This window comes from Cellulomonas sp. EB106-03-03-XG116, from assembly GCF_058792015.1.
Window position 1 is genome coordinate 35,489 of record NZ_JBYTEP010000028.1, and the last position, 17,429, is coordinate 52,917.

17 protein-coding genes are annotated in these 17,429 nt (G+C 74.5%); all 17 read right to left on the reverse strand.

Going from position 1 to position 17,429, the window contains the following annotated elements:
- Positions 1-6: 6 nt before the first annotated feature.
- The 17 genes from AC3WUG_RS11830 to dhaK all read right to left on the reverse strand — a co-directional run bounded on the left by AC3WUG_RS11830 (position 7) and on the right by dhaK (position 17,259).
- The gene (locus AC3WUG_RS11830) at positions 7-348 is read right to left on the reverse strand and encodes a P-II family nitrogen regulator (RefSeq protein WP_154729705.1); all 342 of its coding nucleotides are present in this window, start codon (positions 346-348) and stop codon (positions 7-9) included.
- Positions 345-1,652 (reverse strand): ammonium transporter, encoded by a 1,308-nt coding sequence (locus AC3WUG_RS11835; protein ID WP_492327829.1) that lies wholly within the window; start codon positions 1,650-1,652, stop codon positions 345-347. The genes AC3WUG_RS11830 and AC3WUG_RS11835 overlap by 4 nt, the downstream gene beginning before the upstream one ends.
- A 174-nt stretch (positions 1,653-1,826) precedes the next feature.
- A complete protein-coding gene (locus AC3WUG_RS11840; RefSeq protein ID WP_492327830.1) occupies positions 1,827-2,834 on the reverse strand; it encodes a hypothetical protein in 1,008 nt (335 codons plus the stop codon).
- Between the two features lie 74 nt (positions 2,835-2,908).
- Positions 2,909-3,565: an ABC transporter ATP-binding protein gene (locus tag AC3WUG_RS11845; RefSeq protein ID WP_492327831.1), complete on the reverse strand. Its 657-nt coding sequence runs from the start codon at positions 3,563-3,565 to the stop codon at positions 2,909-2,911.
- Positions 3,562-4,611 carry a peptidoglycan-binding domain-containing protein gene (locus AC3WUG_RS11850; protein ID WP_492327832.1) on the reverse strand — a complete coding sequence of 350 codons (1,050 nt, stop codon included), beginning with the start codon at positions 4,609-4,611 and terminating at the stop codon, positions 3,562-3,564. The genes AC3WUG_RS11845 and AC3WUG_RS11850 overlap by 4 nt, the downstream gene beginning before the upstream one ends.
- A gap of 65 nt (positions 4,612-4,676) precedes the next feature.
- Positions 4,677-5,198, reverse strand: a complete 522-nt coding sequence (locus AC3WUG_RS11855; RefSeq protein WP_492327833.1) for a hypothetical protein — start codon at positions 5,196-5,198, stop codon at positions 4,677-4,679.
- Positions 5,199-5,269: 71 nt separating this feature from the next.
- Positions 5,270-5,629 (reverse strand): hypothetical protein, encoded by a 360-nt coding sequence (locus AC3WUG_RS11860; protein ID WP_492327834.1) that lies wholly within the window; start codon positions 5,627-5,629, stop codon positions 5,270-5,272.
- A 107-nt stretch (positions 5,630-5,736) separates the two neighbouring features.
- Positions 5,737-6,936 carry a signal recognition particle-docking protein FtsY gene (gene ftsY, locus AC3WUG_RS11865; RefSeq protein ID WP_492327835.1) on the reverse strand — a complete coding sequence of 400 codons (1,200 nt, stop codon included), beginning with the start codon at positions 6,934-6,936 and terminating at the stop codon, positions 5,737-5,739.
- 70 nt (positions 6,937-7,006) lie between these two features.
- Complete coding sequence (locus tag AC3WUG_RS11870; protein ID WP_492327836.1) at positions 7,007-7,582, reverse strand: hypothetical protein; 576 nt, start codon at positions 7,580-7,582, stop codon at positions 7,007-7,009.
- 83 nt (positions 7,583-7,665) lie between these two features.
- Positions 7,666-11,256 carry a chromosome segregation protein SMC gene (smc, locus tag AC3WUG_RS11875; protein ID WP_492327837.1) on the reverse strand — a complete coding sequence of 1,197 codons (3,591 nt, stop codon included), beginning with the start codon at positions 11,254-11,256 and terminating at the stop codon, positions 7,666-7,668.
- Between the two features lie 149 nt (positions 11,257-11,405).
- On the reverse strand, positions 11,406-11,837 hold the full coding sequence (gene ndk, locus AC3WUG_RS11880; protein ID WP_492327838.1) for a nucleoside-diphosphate kinase: 432 nt from the start codon (positions 11,835-11,837) through the stop codon (positions 11,406-11,408).
- 10 nt (positions 11,838-11,847) lie between these two features.
- Positions 11,848-12,294 (reverse strand): DUF4233 domain-containing protein, encoded by a 447-nt coding sequence (locus tag AC3WUG_RS11885; RefSeq protein WP_492327844.1) that lies wholly within the window; start codon positions 12,292-12,294, stop codon positions 11,848-11,850.
- A 15-nt stretch (positions 12,295-12,309) separates the two neighbouring features.
- Complete coding sequence (locus AC3WUG_RS11890; protein ID WP_492327839.1) at positions 12,310-14,010, reverse strand: MDR family MFS transporter; 1,701 nt, start codon at positions 14,008-14,010, stop codon at positions 12,310-12,312.
- 139 nt (positions 14,011-14,149) lie between these two features.
- Positions 14,150-14,758: a TetR/AcrR family transcriptional regulator gene (locus AC3WUG_RS11895; RefSeq protein WP_492327840.1), complete on the reverse strand. Its 609-nt coding sequence runs from the start codon at positions 14,756-14,758 to the stop codon at positions 14,150-14,152.
- A gap of 56 nt (positions 14,759-14,814) precedes the next feature.
- Entirely contained in the window at positions 14,815-15,558 is a 744-nt protein-coding gene (gene dhaM, locus AC3WUG_RS11900; RefSeq protein ID WP_492327841.1) for a dihydroxyacetone kinase phosphoryl donor subunit DhaM, read from the reverse strand.
- Positions 15,555-16,202 (reverse strand): dihydroxyacetone kinase subunit DhaL, encoded by a 648-nt coding sequence (dhaL, locus tag AC3WUG_RS11905; protein WP_492327842.1) that lies wholly within the window; start codon positions 16,200-16,202, stop codon positions 15,555-15,557. The genes dhaM and dhaL overlap by 4 nt, the downstream gene beginning before the upstream one ends.
- A 61-nt stretch (positions 16,203-16,263) precedes the next feature.
- Positions 16,264-17,259, reverse strand: a complete 996-nt coding sequence (gene dhaK / locus AC3WUG_RS11910; RefSeq protein ID WP_492327843.1) for a dihydroxyacetone kinase subunit DhaK — start codon at positions 17,257-17,259, stop codon at positions 16,264-16,266.
- Positions 17,260-17,429 lie beyond the last annotated feature (170 nt).

Below are 17,429 nucleotides of genomic sequence, written 5' to 3' on the forward strand. Positions count from 1 at the left end.
GCCCGGTCACAGGGCCTCGGGCCCGTGCTCGCCGGTGCGGACCCGGGCCACGTCCTCGACCGGGACGACCCAGACCTTGCCGTCGCCGATCTTGCCGGTCTGCGCGGCCTTCACGATGACCTCGACCACGCCCGGGGTGTCCTCGTCCGTCACCAGGACGTCGATCTTCACCTTCGGGACCAGGTCCACCGTGTACTCCGCGCCGCGGTACACCTCGGTGTGACCGCGCTGGCGGCCGTAGCCGCTCGCCTCGCTCACCGTCAGGCCGCGGACCCCCGCCGCCTCGAGGGCGGACTTCACGTCGTCGAGCCGATGCGGCTGGATGACCGCCGTCACGAGCTTCGTCATGCCTTCACCTCCGTCACCACGCGGGCGCCGCCCAGCGTCTCGTAACCCGTCTCACCGTGCACGGCGAGGTCGATCCCGCCGACCTCGGCCTCCTCGCTGACCCGCCAGCCCATGGTGGCCTTGAGGATGACCGCGATGACCAGCGTCACCAGGCCGGAGAAGACCAGCGCGAGGAGCGCGATGACCGTCTGCACGACCAGCTGCTGCGCGCCACCGCCGAAGAACAGGCCGGTGTCCGCGGCGAGGAAGCCGATGCCGATGGTGCCGACGAGGCCGCCCACCAGGTGGACGCCGACCACGTCGAGCGAGTCGTCGAAGCCGAACCGGTACTTCAGCCCGACCGCCAGGGCGCACAGCGCACCGGCGACGACGCCCAGGATGATCGAGGTCACGGGGCGCAGGGCACCCGCGGCCGGGGTGATCGCGACCAGGCCGGCGACGACGCCGGACGCCGCGCCGAGCGAGGTGGCGTGGCCGTCGCGGATCTTCTCCGTGATGAGCCAGCCGATCATCGCGGCGGCGGTGGCGGCGGTGGTGTTGACCCACGCGAGACCCGCGGTGCCGTCGGCGGTGAACGCGGAACCCGCGTTGAAGCCGAACCAGCCGAACCACAGCAGGGCGGCGCCGAGCATCACGAACGGCAGGTTGTGCGGGCGCATCGGCTCGCGGCCGAAGCCCTTGCGCTTGCCGATCACCAGGGCGAGCACCAGGCCCGCGATACCGGCGTTGATGTGCACGACCGTGCCGCCGGCGAAGTCGATCGGCGCGACCGTGGCCGCCCCGTCGGTGGTGCCGAACAGCATCGCCGCGATGCCGTTCTCCGAGCCGGACAGCGCGCCGCCGCCCCAGACCATGTGCGCCAGCGGGAAGTAGCTGAGCGTCGCGAACAGCGCGGTGAACGCCACCCAGGTGCCGAACTTGACGCGGTCGGCGATGGCGCCGGAGACCAGCGCGACGGTGATGATCGCGAACGTCACCTGGAAGGCCACGCCGACGATCACCGGCACGCCGTAGCCGTCGATCAGGTACTCGCCGTTCTCGTCCCAGATCGCGCCCGACAGGCCGAACTGGTCGAACGGGTTGCCGAAGATCCCGGCGACGTCGGAGCCGTAGCTCATCGACCAGCCCCAGAACACGTACACGACGGCGACGACCGCGATGCTGATGAACGACATCATCATCATGTTGAGCACGGACTTGCCGCGCACCATGCCGCCGTAGAAGAACGCCAGTCCCGGCGTCATGAGCAGCACCAGGGACGCTGACGTCAGCATCCAGGCTGTCGCTCCGGTGTCCAGATCCATGTGGAACGCCTCTCCCCTCGCCGGCCGGTCTGCCGGATCGGGGACCAGAGTCGTGCGCGGCCGTTTCGCCACGGCGCCACCGGTGTTACACCGGTGTGACGAGCGGTCCGCCCGCGTCAACATCGTGTTACGGGACGGCCCGCGTCTCAGCGGGCGGGACGAACGGTGGGCGGTTCACCGCTCCTTCAACGCTCGGAAGACGGAACCGCGCCCCACCACGAGCAGCCCTGCTACCGGGAAGGTCGCGATGCTGACCAGCAACCGAGCGCAATCGAGCAGGGTGAGATCGCGGACCACCTCGTGCGCGAGTTCCGGCGCAACCACGAGCGCCGCCCCTGCGATGCCGACGAGCAAGGGTGTGAGCACGAGGACCATGGTGTCGACCGCCAGGAGCAACGCGATCGTGCCAGTGTCTGCGCCGAGCAACCTGTGCAGCGCGAAGTCGGCCCGCCGGGTGCTCCACATTGCCAGGATCGCTGACAGCACCACCCCTGCGGCGATGGCCCACCACCAGCCGGACGCTCGTCCGGCCAGCTGGGACTCGGGATCGGCGGCTCTGGTGAAGTCGGCGAGCGGCACTGGTGCCGACGCGGTGGAGGAGGACCAGGTCACGAGCGCGGCCAGCACGGCGTCTCGATGGCTGGGGTCGACGTCGACCAAGCACCGGTCCACGCTGCCCACGGCGGGAGCCACGGCCAGGATGTGCCGGTCAGCGACCGGATCGCGGGCTGTCCCCGTGCTGGGCACCGAAGCCACCTCCGCGCGGCCTTGTGCTCCCGAGGAATCCACCCAGGCGAGGCTGTGGCCCGTGCTCACGCCAGCGCTCGCGGCGAGATAGGGTCCGACGACCACCTGCCCGGCGATGGGAGCGGCCGTCCCCGGCCAGAGCACCGTGAGATAGCCGGACGTGACCTGGTCGAGCTCGTACCGCGCACCGGGCGCGGACACGAGGCGCACCGGCTCGGTCGAGATCCGACCCCCGGCCGCTCGGACGCCCGTCCACGACCCGACGACGGCACACGTCGCCGCGTCGACCCCGGCGCCGCGCGGACCCGTGAGAGAGAGCACGAACCGGCCAGACTGCACGTGCTCGTCCCAGGTCGCATGGATGTGGGACGTGTCGCGTGACGTCAGCACGACAGTCGACGCCCCGCACGCACACGAGAGCACCGCGACGAGCACGCTGAGGATCCACCGGGCTGTGAGATCGCGGACCGCCTCGCCCACGACATGGCGGAGACGGGCGCGCGAGCGCGTCACCGCACCCGTCCGTCGACCAGCTCCAGCACCGTGCTGCACCGCTTGGCCACCCGGTAGTCGTGCGTCGCGATGACGACGAGCCGGCCGGCGTCCTCGACCGCCAGCAGGGCGTCGATGACACGGTCACGCGAGTGCGCGTCGAGCGACGCGGTCGGCTCATCCGCGATGACCATCGGCGCGCTCTGTGCCAGAGCGCGAGCCACCGCGACCCTCTGCCGCTCTCCTCCCGACAACCGCCGCACCGGAGTCCGCGCCCACTCCTCCATACCGAGGTCTGCGAGCACCGCGTCCGCGATCGCGCACGACCGTGCTCTCGTGAGTCCCTTGTGCAAGGGGCCGAGCGCGACGTTCGACCGGGCCGAGCGAGCTCCGAGCAGCGCGCTGGTCTGCATGACCCACGCTGTGTCACGGCTGTCCACCCGCGAGTTGGCGTAGCGGACCACACCAGCGCTGGCCACGAGCAGACCCCCGATCACGGCGAGCAGCGTCGTCTTGCCCGAGCCCGAAGGCCCGACCAACGCCACCGAGCACGCCTTGGGCACACGGGCTTCAACCCCGTCGAGCACGCGGCGATCACCGAACGCGACCCGGACGCCCGACACTGCGAGACCTCCGGCGTGCTCGCCCTCGACACCTCGAAGGGCGTCGCTCATCTCTCCGCCGCCGAACCACCGGGAACCTGCACGAGGTCCGAGGACGCGAGCCCGCCGACGACGACCGTCGTGGATACCCCGTCGGACCCGATGATCTCCACATCGACCTGGATCTGAGCTCCGGTCCGTTGCACCCGGACGCTCGGCGCCCCTCCTGGATCCACGCGCACCGCTGCTGAGGGAACGGCCCAGCTGCCGACCACCGGCTCTGAGACGGCGACGGCGTCGACACCGGCGGCGCCCGGTTCGATCGCGGCGGCGAGCACGGGCAGACTCGCGTCGTCGACACGGCGCCGGTCCTCGGTCAGCTCCATGGCGGAGCCGCGAACCCGGAGCTCGGCCTCGGCGGGCACAGTCCGCTCGTCCGTTCCGAGGTCGACGCCCTCCGGGAGCATGAACGTGTCACCGTCGTCCGGCACCGCGGCTTGGCCGGTGACCACCGCGCGCGCCACCCAGTCCTCGGACGTGACCCGGGCTGCAACGAGGGTGGCCGCGCTCCGCAGGACCTGCGATCCGGCAGCCGGAGCAGGTGCGCCGACGACGAGGTCGACGGCCGTCACGACCAGCTCAGGTGCGCTCAGGTGCACGAACCACGCGGGGTCGAGCGCCTCGGTCTGCGGCGCGCCCAGCTCAGCCGCGAGCGCACGGACGCCGGCGGCGGTCTTCCGGTCGAACCGATCGCCCGGGCCGCGCGCGAGTCCACGCTGCTCGAGCAGAGCGTGCAGCACGCCGACGTCCGGCCCTCGGTCACCACGCTGAAGATGGCGCGAGAACGGCCGTTCACCAGCGAACCCGATGCGGGTCACGCCGGCGACGACCGCCACCTGATCACCACTGCGCAGGACATCCCCCGCGCCCACGTGGAGCACCTCGACGATGCCGTCCCACGCCGGGGCCACGACGACGGGACCCGCCGTCCATGACAGGGCCAGACCGAGCCGTTGCTCGACCTGCCCGGACAGCGGACGGACGGTCGCCCACGCCGGCTCGTCGCCCGCGAGCCGGACACCACCCGCCTCGCGGCTCAAGGCTCCGACGACGGCCACGGGTGCTCCCACCCACACGAGGACGACCACGCCTGCGAGGGCCAGGCGCACCACACCAGGGGCGTTCACCACGAGACTCCGATGCTCTCGAGCTCTGGACGCAGTCTGAGGGTGACGTCCGAGATGCACTCCGCGAGCTGGCTCTCCGCATCGCGTCCGATCCGGGCCGCCATCTCCCGGGCGTTACGCACGTCCGCGGCTATCGGATGCCCGTGATCAGCCATGCAGGCGAGGGTGTCGACCCGGATGTCGACGTCCATCACGGCATCGTGGGTGGAGACGTACGCAGCCTGGACGGTCCACAGGTGCTGTTGCGAGCAGTCGTCGCTGACGGCCCAGACGTCCTCCTCGGCCATCGCGCCGATGGGGAAGCCGAACTCCAGGGTCAAGTTGTCGACCGGCGACAGCACGGGTTCGGTGATGCCGTTGGCTCCACGCTCGGCGCAGGCACGGGTGTTGTCGATCGCCTGCTCGTACTCGGCGGCTGTGACGACGCCGTCCTCCAGCAACCGGACCTGGCTGTCCCAGCCGTTCGCACGAGCCTCGGCCTCCGCCTCGGCGACGGATTGGTAGACGAGCTCCCGCACCACCTCACTCTCGGCATCTCCAGGTCCGCACGCGGAGAGCACCATCCCGCCGCCTCCGAGGGCGACGCCGATCAGGAGAGCGTGACGGCGCACGACGGGCAGCCCTTGTGGCGTCCGGTCGTGTCTCCGAGCCCCGAGGCCGCGTGCCTGGCGGTGCCCCGGACGCTCGTCGACGTCGTCCACTTGACGGCGCCCCCGTGGTTGAGACCCGCTACCAGCTTGTCGTTGCACGAGCCGCTGTAGTGACTGGTGACCGCCTGGCCGTTCGTCAGATCGCCCGAGCTCGAGACCCAGTTGTCGCCGCACGACCTGCTCACGGCCCTGTTGAAGCCGAACGCCTCCGCCGAGTCGGCGTGGACGAGCACCGACCCACCGATGACCAGGGCCGTGACGGGAAGGATGGCAACGAGTCGCCGGAGGAAGGTGGGCATGCTGCCGCTCCGTTCGTTCGAACTGCGGCTGATGTCGTCCTGAACGCTAGCGATACCCGCGCGGAGACCACAACGCCAGTTCGAACCAGGACCGGCGCCCCCGGGCGTCAGCCCAGGATGCCGTCCACGAACTCCTCCGGGTCGAACGGCGCCAGGTCGTCCGGCCCCTCGCCGAGCCCGACGAGCTTCACCGGCACGCCCAGCTCGCGCTGCACGGCGACGACGATGCCGCCCTTGGCCGTGCCGTCGAGCTTGGTCAGCACGATGCCGGTCACGCCCGCGACCTCCGCGAACACGCGGGCCTGGTTCATGCCGTTCTGGCCGGTGGTGGCGTCGAGGACCAGCAGCACCTCGGACAGCGGCGCGGTGCGCGTGATGACCCGGGTGATCTTGCCGAGCTCGTCCATGAGGCCGGCCTTGTTCTGCAGGCGGCCGGCGGTGTCGACCAGGACCACGTCGACGCCCTCGGCCGCGCCCTCGCGGACGGCCTCGAACGCCACCGACGCCGGGTCGGCGCCGTCGCGGTCGGAGCGGACCGTGCGCACGCCGACGCGCGAGCCCCAGGTCTCGAGCTGGTCGGCCGCCGCGGCGCGGAACGTGTCCGCCGCGCCGAGCAGCACGGTGCGGCCGTCGGCGACGAGCACGCGGGAGAGCTTGCCCACGGTGGTGGTCTTGCCGGTGCCGTTGACGCCGACGACGAGCACGACCGCCGGGACGGTCACGCCGTCCTCGCCGGTCTGCGGGGCGGTCGACAGGGTGCGGTCGAGCGACGGGTCGACCAGCGCCAGCAGCTGCTCGCGGAGCAGGGCGCGGACCTGGGCCGGGTCCTTCAGGCCCTGGACGCGGGCCTGGGTGCGGATCGACTCGACCAGGTCGGCGGACGGGCCGGCGCCGACGTCGGCGAGGAGCAGCGTCTCCTCGAGCTCGTCCCAGTCGTCCTCGGTCAGGTGGTCCCGGGACAGCACCTGGAGCATGCGGGCGCCGAGCGGCGAGCCCGAGCGGGCCAGGCGGTCCCGGAGCCGGGTGAGCCGGCCGGCCGTCGGGGCGGGGACCTCGAGCGCGGGGGCGGCCGCGGCGTCCTCGGGCGCCGGGGCGCCGGGCGCGGTCGGCGCCTCGGGGGCCGCGGCTTCGGGGGCCGGCCGCTCGAGCGTCGAGGTGCCCGTGCCGGAGCCCCCCGCGGGGCCCTCGTCGGTCCGGTCGCGGTCGCCCGCGTTCCGGCGCCGCTGGAGGACGGCGGCGCCGCCGCCGAGGATCGCCAGGGCCGGCACGCCGACGAGGAGCAGGTTCAGGAGGTCGTTCGAGTCCACCGGGACAGTCTGTCAGGCGGGCGGGCCGGGCGCGGCGCGGGCCGGCGCACGACGCGGGCCGGCGCCCGGGTCAGGCGTCGCCGCGCTGCGGCGGGACCGACGGCGGGGGCGTCGCGGGACCGGCGACCGTCGCGGCGGCGGCCGGCCGGGAGGGCGCCGGGGTCGCGGCGACCCGCCGGACCGGGACGTGGCCGCTGCGGCGGGGCGGGCGGCGCGCGTGGGCGGGCGGCACCGGCGCGCGGTCGGGGTCCGCGGCGGCCGCGGCGGGCGCGTGCACCCCGTCCTGGACGACGAGGCGCTCGGCCGGCCCCCCGGCCCCGGCGCGCGGGTAGGGCAGGTGCCCGCGCAGCCGGACGGCGCGCTCCCCCGTGCGCTCGAGCATCTCGGCCAGCTCGTCGAGCTGCAGGTAGCCGTCGTCGGGCTGCGACGCCTCGGCGAACAGCTGGTCGAACGGCACGTCCACAGGCTCCGCCGCGTCGGCGACCGGGGCCTCCTCGTCACCGCCCCGGCGCCGGCGCAGCCCGCTGCGGAGGTCCGCCCAGAACGTGCGCAGGTCGGTCCCGCCGTCGCCCGCCGCGTTCGCCAGGACGATCACGCCGATGGCTGCGACGAGCGCCAGCCCGATCACCACGAGATAGCCGCCCATGGGGACGATTGTCCGCCGTCGGCCCCCGCGCGGCCGGGACGCCGCCCGCATCGGCGGCGAACCCCCACGTGATCTTCACACCGTCAGGCGGGGACCTCGTCGCGCAGCCGCTGGGAGATGACCGTGGTCACGCCGTCGCCCCGCATCGTGACGCCGTACAGGGCGTCGGCGATCTCCATCGTCCGCTTCTGGTGCGTGACGACGATCAGCTGCGAGTCCTCCTGGAGCTCCCGGAAGATCTCGAGCAGCCGGCCCAGGTTGGCGTCGTCGAGGGCGGCCTCGACCTCGTCCATCACGTAGAACGGGCTCGGCCGGGCCTTGAAGATCGACACCAGCAGCGCGACCGCGGTGAGCGAGCGCTCGCCGCCCGACAGCAGGGACAGCCGCTTGACCTTCTTGCCGGCGGGCCGGGCCTCGACCTCGATGCCCGTCGTCAGCATGTCCGACGGGTCGGTGAGCACCAGCCGGCCCTCGCCGCCCGGGAACAGCCGCGGGAACACCCGGTCGAACTGCTCGGCGGTGTCGCGGTAGGCGTCGGCGAACACCCGCTCGACGCGCTCGTCGATCTCCTTGACGATCTCCAGCAGGTCGGCCCGGGACTTCTTGAGGTCCGCGAGCTGCTCGACCAGGAACTTGTGCCGCTCCTCGAGGGCGGCGAACTCCTCCAGGGCCAGCGGGTTGACCCGGCCCAGCTGGGACAGCGCGCGCTCGGCCGCCCGCAGCCGCTTCTCCTGCTCGGCGCGGACGTAGGGCACCTCGCGGGGCGCGTCGTCCTCGTCGTCGGACCCGCCCGCGGCCCCGGCGGGCGGCGTCAGCACCGGCACCGACCGGTGCGGCCCGAACTCCTCGAGCAGCACCGCCGGGTCGATGCCCAGGTCCTCGACGGCGCGGACCTGCAGCTGCTCGACGCGCAGCCGCTGCTCGGCGCGCAGCACCTCGTCCCGGTGCGCGGCGTCGGTGAGCCGGGCGACCTCGCGCTGGGTCTCGTCCACCCGCGACCGCACCGCCGACAGCGCGGTCTCGCGCTCCGCGCGCGCGGCCTCGGCGGCGTCCCGCTCGTCGGCGGCCCGCTGGAGGGCGTGCTCGATCGCGCCGAGGGCCTGGGTCGCGCCGAGGGCGACGGCGGTGGCGACGGCGGCCTGCCGTGCGCGGGCGCGCTCCCGCTCGGCCGCCCGCTCGCGCGCGGCGCGCTCGGTGCGGGCGGCGCGGTCCAGCGACTCGGCGCGGCCGGCCAGCGCCCGCGCCCGCTCCTCCGCGGTGCGCAGGCTCAGCCGCGCCTCGGTCTCCCTGCCGCGCGCCGCCGTCGCCGCGGCGTTGGCGGCGTCCCGCTCCCCCGTGCGCTCCTCGATCGCGGCGTCGGTGTCGGCGGGCTCGGCCTCGGCGGCGGCCAGCCGCCCCGTCAGCTCGGCCAGCTCCGCGGCGCCCTCGGCGAGGGTCTGCTCGGCGGTGGCCAGCGAGGCCTGCACCCGCTCGGCCTCGTTCCGCGCCGCCCGGGCGGTCGCGCCGAGGTGGCCGAGCTGCTCGGCGACCGCGGCCAGCGCGGCGTCGGACTCGTTGAGCTCGTCGAGGGTGCGCTGGTACTCGGCGCGGGCGGCCTCCTCGGCCTCGCGCGCGCCCACCAGGGCGAACCGCGCCTGCTCCGCGCGGGCCGCCGCGGCCTCGGACCCCTGCCGCGCGTCGTCCAGGGCGGACTGCAGGTGCAGGGCGCTCGGCGCGGTGGCGGAGCCGCCGGAGGCGCGGTGCGCGGCGAGCACGTCGCCGGCCCGGGTGGCCACCACCAGGTCCGGGCGGTCGCGCAGCACGACGCGCGCCGCCACCAGGTCGTCGACGACGACCACGCCGCGCAGCAGCCGGCGCACGGCGGGGACGACGGCCGGGGGCGCCTGGACGAGGTCGAGGGCCCAGTCGGCGCCCCCGGGGGCCGCGCCCTGGTCCTCGTCGCCCGCGTCCGCCGCGTCCCCCGCCGCCACCACGAGCCCGGCCCGCCCGGCGTCCTGCTCGCGGAGCCAGCGGATCGCGTCCACCGCCGCCTCGACCGACTCGACCGCCACCGCGTCGGCGGACGCGCCGAGCGCCGCCACGACCGCGTCCTCGTCCCCGGCCGCGACCCCGAGGAGCGCGGCGACCGACCCGACCACGCCGGCCAGGTCGTCGGCGGCGAGCAGCGCGCCCGCGCCGTCCTTGCGGGTCAGGCTGAGCTCGAGCGTCTCGATCCGGGACTCCAGGGCGGCGCGCTCGCGCTCGGCCTCGGTGAGCTGCGCCGTCAGCTCCGCGACCCGTCCGGACGCGGTCTCGACGGCCTCGGCCGCGGCCTCATGCGCGGCGTCCAGGTCCTCCTCGCCCTCCTCGACGCCGGCGACCCGGGTCTCGAGGGCGGTGAACTCGACGGTCGCCTCGTGCCCGCGGCGCTCGGCGGCGGTCAGCGTCTCGCGGAGCCGGCCGATCTCGGCCTCGGTGGCCTCCAGCCGGCTGCGTCGCGCGCCCACCTGCCCGGCGAGGCGCGCGAGCCCCTCGCGGCGGTCGGCCGCACCGCGCAGCACGGTGGCGAGCGCCTTCTCGGCCGCCGCAGCGGCGCCCTCGGCCTCCTGGCGCGCGGCCTGCGCCGCCTCCAGCGCGGCGCGGGCGGCGTCGACCTCGGCGGTGAGCTCGGCCTCGGCCGCGCGCACGCGCTCCGCCTGGCGCTCCAGGTCGTCCGGGTCCTGCCCGCGGGTCGGCTCGGGACCGGCCCCGCCCAGCAGCCGCGCGCGGTCCGCGGCCAGCGAGGCCGTCCCGCGCAGGCGCTCGCGCAGCGACGACAGCCGGTACCAGACGTCGGACGCCTCGCCCAGCGCGGGCGCCGCCTCGGCGGCCTCGCGCTCCAGCGCCGCGAGCCTGGTGCGGGCGGCGTCCAGCGCCGCCTCGGCCTCCGCCCGGCGGGCCCGCAGGGCCGTGTCGTCGGCGATCTCCTGCTCCAGCTGCGCCGTGAGCTGCGCCAGGTCGTCGGCGAGCAGCCGGGCGCGGGCGTCCCGCAGGTCGGCCTGCACGGTCTGCGCGCGGCGGGCGACCTCGGCCTGCCGCCCGAGCGGGCCGAGCTGGCGGCGCAGCTCGGCCGTCAGGTCGGTCAGCCGGGTGAGGTTCGCCTGCATCGCGTCGAGCTTGCGGAGCGCCTTCTCCTTGCGCTTGCGGTGCTTGAGGACGCCCGCGGCCTCCTCGATGAACCCGCGGCGCTCCTCGGGGGTCGCGCGCAGCACGGCGTCGAGCTGCCCCTGCCCGACGATCACGTGCATCTCGCGACCGAGGCCGGAGTCGGACAGCAGGTCCTGGATGTCGAGCAGCCGGCACGCGCGGCCGTTGATCGCGTACTCGGAGCCGCCGTTGCGGAACAGCGTCCGCGAGATCGTGACCTCGGTGTACTCGATCGGCAGGGCGCCGTCGGTGTTGTCGATGGTCAGCGCGACCTCGGCCCGGCCCAGCGGCGGGCGGCCGGAGGTGCCGGCGAAGATGACGTCCTCCATCTTGCCGCCGCGCAGGGACTTGGCGCCCTGCTCGCCCATGACCCAGGCGAGCGCGTCGACGACGTTGGACTTGCCCGAGCCGTTCGGCCCGACGACGCAGGTCACCCCGGGCTCGAGGTTCAGCGTCGTCGCCGAGGCGAACGACTTGAACCCGCGCAGGGTGAGCGTCTTCAGGTGCACGGGCCGCAGCCTAGTGCGCGGGTCCCCCGCAGCCTCGGAACCGCCGGGCGGACCGCGAGGTCGTCACTCGCTCGCGAGCTCGTCACTCGTGTGTGACGACCTCGGCGCGATGTGACGACCTCGCGGGCCGGGCGGGTGAACCCCGGGGGTCAGGCCGACAGGGCCGGGAACCAGAGGGCGATCTCGCGGGCGGCCGACTCCTCCGAGTCCGAGCCGTGCACGAGGTTCTGGGTGACCTTGAGGCCCCAGTCGCGGCCGAGGTCGCCGCGGATGGTGCCCGGGGCGGCGGTGGTGGGCTCGGTGGCGCCCGCCAGGGACCGGAAGCCCTCGATGACGCGGTGCCCCTCGGCGACGACGGCCAGGACCGGGCCGGACTTCATGAAGTCGACGAGCGGCTGGAAGAAGGGCTTGCCCTGGTGCTCGGCGTAGTGCTGCTCCAGGAGGGCGTCGTCGGCGGTGCGGAGCTCGACGGCCACGAGGGTGTAGCCCTTGGCCTCGATGCGGCGGAGGACCTCGCCCGAGAGTCCGCGGCTGACGCCGTCGGGCTTGACCAGGACGAGGGTGCGCTGGATGTCGCTCATGCCCCGAACCCTAACCGGCGGGCGGCGGGTCCTGGGCGCGGGGCGGGAGGCCGCCCTGCGGCGTCTGGTCGGGGTACTCGGCGTCGAACGCCGCCCGCTCCCGGTCGATCCGGGCGCCGAGGCGCAGGGACACGAACCACAGCACCGCGAACAGCAGGCCGAGCGCGAACATCAGCGGGATCACGAACCCGCAGGCGATCACGACCACCTGGGCGACCGACCCGGCGACGTAGCCGCCCGGCGCGGTCACCAGCCGGGACAGCACCACGAGGACGACGAACAGCACGCCCGCGACGGTCCAGAGCACGGCCGGGGACGCCGCGACGACGCCGGCCTGCGCCAGCCCGTACGCCGTCAGCGCCGCGAACAGCACCAGCACGCCCTCGAGGACCAGGATCATCGAGGTGAACTGGGGCTTGGCGGGGCGCTTCTGGCGCACGGGCCGGGAGGAGTGCATGCTCACCCGCGCAGGCTACCTGCGGTCGTCGGCGGAGCCGTGGTCGGCCCCCGCGGTCCCGCCCGGGGCGGACGCGGTCGCGCTCGGGGTCGAGCCCGTCGCGCCGACGCCGGCCGAGACGGTCGCGGGCGCGGCCGGGGCCGTCGCGGTCGCCTCGCCGCGCGCCACCATGCCGGCGACGTCGGAGAGCTTGACCTCGCGCAGGAACAGCGTGAGCACGAAGCCGACCGCCAGCAGCGGCACCAGGTACCAGAACGCCGGGGCGAGCGCGTCGGTGTACGCGGTGACGACGCCGTCGTGCAGCGGCTCGGGCAGCTGGGACACCAGGGCCGGGGTGAGCGACTCGGCGTTCCCGCCGGTGTCGATCCCCGCGGAGCCGGCGCCCGCGAACACGGACTCCAGCCGCTCGGACAGCCGGGTGGTGAAGATCGTGCTGAACAGCGCCGTGCCCACCGCGGCGCCGATCTCGCGGAAGAAGTTGTTCGCGGAGGTGGCGGTGCCGAGCTCGTGCGGGTCGACGGAGTTCTGCACGGCCAGGACGATGGTCTGCATCACGAGGCCGAGGCCCGCGCCGAGCACGAAGATCATCGCGCCGAACAGCACCATCGACATGTCGCCGGTGATGGTGGTGAGCCAGGCCAGGCCGAGGGTGGCGATGCCCATGCCGGTGATCGGGAACGCCTTGTACCGGCCGGTCCTCGTGATCGCGATGCCGGAGCCGATCGCCGTGAGCATGACGCCGACGGTCATCGGCAGCATGAGCAGGCCGGACTCGGTGACGCCGGAGCCGGTCGACATCTGCAGGAAGGTCGGCAGGAACGCCAGGGACGCGAACATGCCCATGCCGATGACCAGGCCGACGCCGGTGGCGAGCGTGAACGTCGGGTTCTTGAACAGCCGCAGCGGCAGGATCGGCTCCTGGGCGCGCAGCTCGACGAGGACGAACGCGACGGCGGCGGCGACGGTGCCGACCAGCAGGCCGATCAGCCGGCCGTCGGACCAGTCGTAACCGGCCTCACCGCTGACGGAGCTCCACGAGGTGACGAGCACCAGGCCCGAGGTGGCGAGCGTGAGCAGCACGATGCCCGCGACATCGAGGCGGCGGCCGGAGCGGTGGCTGGGCAGCTTCAGCGTGATCCACGCGGTGACGAACGCGGCGACGCCGACCGGGATGTTGATCCAGAAGCACCAGCGCCAGTCGGCGTGGTCGGTGAACAGGCCGCCGAGCAGCGGGCCGGCGACGGCCGCGACGCCGAACATGGCACCCATCGGGCCCATGTACTTGCCGCGCTCCTTGGCGGGCACGATGTCGGCGATGATCGCCTGCGACAGGATGATCAGCCCGCCGCCGCCGAGGCCCTGCACGCCGCGCCAGGCGACGAGCTCGCCGAACGACTGCGCGAAGCCGGCGCCGGCGGACGCGATGGTGAACAGCGCGATCGCGATGAGGAACGGCCAGCGCCGCCCCCACAGGTCGCCAAACTTGCCGTAGAGGGGCATGACGATCGCGATCGCCAGGATGTAGATCGTCACGACCCAGCCCTGGTGCTCGACGCCGTTCAGCTCGCCGACGATCGTGGGCATCGCGGTGCCGACGATCGACTGGTCGAGGGACGACAGCAGCATGCTGGCGAGCAGGGCCCCGAAGATCAGCCACACGGTGCGCTGGTTCAGCTCCACCAGGGGCTTGTCGGGGGCGGGGGCGGCGGTGGCCATGGATACCTCGTTCTCGTGCGGGCGGGGCCGGGGCGGGGCCGCCCGGGACGGGTCGCCCGGCGGCGGTGCCGTCGTCGGCGGTGGTGGTGCGGCGGGTGGTGGTGCGGTGGCCGCGGGGGCGGCCGGACCGCGACGGGTGCTACCGGGGCGCGAAGATCGCGGTGAGGTCGGCGACGACCGACGGCAGGTGGTCCTGCACGTCGCCGGTGCCGCCGGTGGTGTCCCAGCGGACGAAGGTCGCGTGGGCGAGGCCGAGCAGCAGGGTGCCGATGAGGGCGACCGCCGACTCGTCGGCCGCGTCGCCGAGCCGGCGCCGGACCAGGGCGCCGATCTCGTCGTGCAGGCCCTGGACGTGGGTGTAGGCGCGGAGCATGAGCTCGGGGTGGCCCTTCGCGAGCTCGAAGGCCCGCTCCATCCGCTCCTTGCCGAGCGGCGGGTGGTCGAGGGCGCTGGCGGTGAGGGCCTGCATGTCGGCGAGCAGGTCGCCGGTGGGGCCGCCGGTCGCGAACGCCTCCGCGGCGGCCTCGTCGAGGCGCCAGTGCTCCATGCCGAGCACGGCGTCGTCCTTCGACTCGAAGTAGTTGAAGAACGTGCGGACGGAGACGCCGACCTCGGCGCAGATGGCCTCGACCGTCACGCGGTCCAGGCCCTGCTCCGCGGCGAGGCGGTGGGTGGCGTCCACGAACGCCTCCAGGCGGGCGCGCTTCTTGCGCGCCCGCAGCCCCTCGGGCTCCACGACTTCTTGCACGTCATGCATTATTGCAGAACGTGCAGAGTTGTCCAGGGCAACGGACGCGAGCCCCGTCACACCTCGCCGAAGCCCTCCTCGACCGCGCCGACGAACGCGTCCACGGCGACCCGCGCCTGCGGGCCGGTGGCGCTCACCTCGAGCGTCCGGCCCTGGGTCGCGGCGAGCTGCATCAGCTCGAGGACGCTCGCGCCGTTCACACCGTCGACCTGCACGGCGGCGTCGAAGCCGGCCATCATCCGGGCCAGCACCGCCGCCGGGCGGGCGTGCAGGCCCATCGGGTTGCGCACGACGACGTGGGCCGTGATGGGGACCGCGGAGCCGCCGGCGTGCGGCGGCGCGGGTGCCTCGGGCTCGGCGGACGCACCCGCCTCGGGCACCACCTCCCCCGGGCCCGCGGCGTGCGGGAAGCCCGCTCCCGCGGCCACGGCGGCGCCGAGCACCTCGCCCACCGGCGCCCCGCCCGCGGCGGTCACCCCGGCGGCGACCGCCGCCTCGACGAACGGCGCGTCCGCCAGGTGCACCCGGGCCGCGACGTCCTCGTCGAGGAGCTCCAGGACGGACTCGGTGGTGAGCACCGCCGACCCCAGGTCGGTGAGCACGACCGCGGACCGGCCGTCGGCCGTCGCCTCGCCGAGCGCCTGCTCGACCAGGTCGAAGCTCGTGCCGAGCCCGCCGGCGCCGTCGCCGCCGGCCGCGACGATCAGCACCTCCGGCGCCATCTGCGCCGCCAGCTCCCGGACGCCCTCGGCCAGCGTCGCCGAGTGGGAGACCAGGACGAGGGCGACCGGGGCGGTCATGCCGCGGCCTCCGCGGTGGCAGCCGCCGCCTCGAGGATCAGGGCGGTCGACGTGGCACCCGGGTCCTGGTGCCCGGCCGAGCGCTCGCCCAGGTAGGACGCGCGCCCCTTGGTCGCGACCAGGGGGACCGTCGCCTCCGCCCCGGCGCGCGCCGCCTCGGCTGCGGCGGCCAGCACCGCGGCCGGGGAGGCGCCCGCGTCGGCCGCGGCCACGGCGGCCTCGACCGCCGGGGTCCAGGCGTCGACCATCGTCTTCTCGCCCGTGGTCGCCTTGCCGCGCACGACGATGCCCTCCAGGCCGGCCTCCAGCAGCGCCACGACCGCCGCGCTGTCGAGCTCCGGCAGCCCGGTGACCTTGGCGGCGCGCAGGTAGGCCGTGCCGTAGAGCGGGCCCGCGGCGCCGCCGACCGTGGACATGAGCGTCGTGGCCACGAGCTTGAGCACGGCGCCGACGTCGCCCGGCGGGGCCTCCAGCGCGTCCAGCTTCGCCGTCACGGCGGTGAACCCCCGGTTGAGGTTCTCCCCGTGGTCGCCGTCGCCGATCTGCCGGTCGAGCTCGATGAGCTCCTCCCGGTGCTCGGCGACCACCTGCGCCGTGCGCCGCACCCAGGCGACCGCCCAGCCCGCGTCCAGAGAGCCCGTCATGTCCCGTTCCCACCTCCGCCGTCGGACCCGCGACCCCGCCCCCGGGAGGGCGGCGGGCCGGCTACCAGTGCAGCGCGGCCGTGCGCACCGGCGCGTCCCAGAGCGCGGTGAGCTCGTCGTCCAACCGGAGGACAGTGACCGAGGCGCCCTGCATCTCCAGTGATGTCACGTAGTTGCCCACGAGCGAGCGGGTCACCTGGACCCCGCGGCCCTCGAGCAGCTTGCGTGCCTGACGATAGACGACGTAGAGCTCCGACAGCGGCGTGCCGCCCATGCCGTTGACGAACAGCAGCACCTGCTCCCCCGACGCCAGGCCGAGGTCGTCGGCCACCGGGGTCAGCAGCATCTCGGTGATCTCGTCGGCGGGGGCGGCCTTGATGCGGCGCCGGCCCGGCTCGCCGTGGATGCCGATGCCGATCTCGAGCTCGTCGTCCGGCAGGTCGAAGGACGGCTTGCCGGCGTGCGGGACGGTGCACGCGGTCAGCGCCACGCCCATCGACCGCACGTTCGCCACGACCTTCTCCGCGACCGCGACGACCGCGTCCAGGTCGTCGCCCCGCGTGGCGGCGGCGCCGGCGATCTTCTCGACCGCGACGGTGCCCGCGACGCCGCGGCGCCCGGCGGTGTACAGCGAGTCCTCGACCGCGACGTCGTCGTTCACGACCACGGTGCGGACCGTGAGGTCGTCGGCGTCGGCGAGCTCGGCGGCGGTCTCGAAGTTGAGCACGTCGCCCGTGTAGTTCTTGACGATCGCGAGCACGCCCGCCCCGCCGTCGGCCGCCGCGAACGCGGGCGCGATCTGGTCCGGGGTGGGCGAGGTGAACATCGCGCCCGGCACGGCGGCGTCGAGCATGCCGTCGCCGACGAACCCGGCGTGCAGCGGCTCGTGGCCGGAGCCGCCGCCGGACACGAGGCCGACCTTGCCGCTGACCGCGCCGCCGGCGCGGGCGACGAACAGCGGGTCGGTGTGCACCTCGACGACGTCGGCGTGCGCCAGGCCGAAGCCCTCGACCGACTCGGCGACGACGTTCTGGGGGTCGTTGATGAGCTTCTTCACGGCGATGCTTCCTTCCCGGCACCCGGGCCGCGGCGCCCTCGCCGCGACAGTGCTCACACTCGCCGCGCTGGTCGCGGGCCGTCAAGGGCACGGTGTGGGGGGGGGGGGGGGGGGGGGGGGGGGGGGGGGGGGGGGGGGGGGGGGGGGGGGGGGGGGGGGGGGGGGGGGGG

What these genes read in the sequence shown, in the direction of transcription:
- AC3WUG_RS11860 (WP_492327834.1), bottom strand. Translation starts at nt 5,629, where the DNA reads ATGCCCACCTTCCTCCGGCGACTCGTTGCCATCCTTCCCGTCACGGCC.
- ndk (WP_492327838.1), bottom strand. Translation starts at nt 11,837, where the DNA reads ATGAGCGACATCCAGCGCACCCTCGTCCTGGTCAAGCCCGACGGCGTC.
- AC3WUG_RS11870 (WP_492327836.1), bottom strand. Translation starts at nt 7,582, where the DNA reads ATGGGCGGCTATCTCGTGGTGATCGGGCTGGCGCTCGTCGCAGCCATC.
- AC3WUG_RS11885 (WP_492327844.1), bottom strand. Translation starts at nt 12,294, where the DNA reads ATGCACTCCTCCCGGCCCGTGCGCCAGAAGCGCCCCGCCAAGCCCCAG.
- AC3WUG_RS11835 (WP_492327829.1), bottom strand. Translation starts at nt 1,652, where the DNA reads ATGGATCTGGACACCGGAGCGACAGCCTGGATGCTGACGTCAGCGTCC.
- dhaM (WP_492327841.1), bottom strand. Translation starts at nt 15,558, where the DNA reads ATGACCGCCCCGGTCGCCCTCGTCCTGGTCTCCCACTCGGCGACGCTG.
- AC3WUG_RS11830 (WP_154729705.1), bottom strand. Translation starts at nt 348, where the DNA reads ATGACGAAGCTCGTGACGGCGGTCATCCAGCCGCATCGGCTCGACGAC.
- dhaL (WP_492327842.1), bottom strand. Translation starts at nt 16,202, where the DNA reads ATGACGGGCTCTCTGGACGCGGGCTGGGCGGTCGCCTGGGTGCGGCGC.
- AC3WUG_RS11845 (WP_492327831.1), bottom strand. Translation starts at nt 3,565, where the DNA reads ATGAGCGACGCCCTTCGAGGTGTCGAGGGCGAGCACGCCGGAGGTCTC.
- AC3WUG_RS11890 (WP_492327839.1), bottom strand. Translation starts at nt 14,010, where the DNA reads ATGGCCACCGCCGCCCCCGCCCCCGACAAGCCCCTGGTGGAGCTGAAC.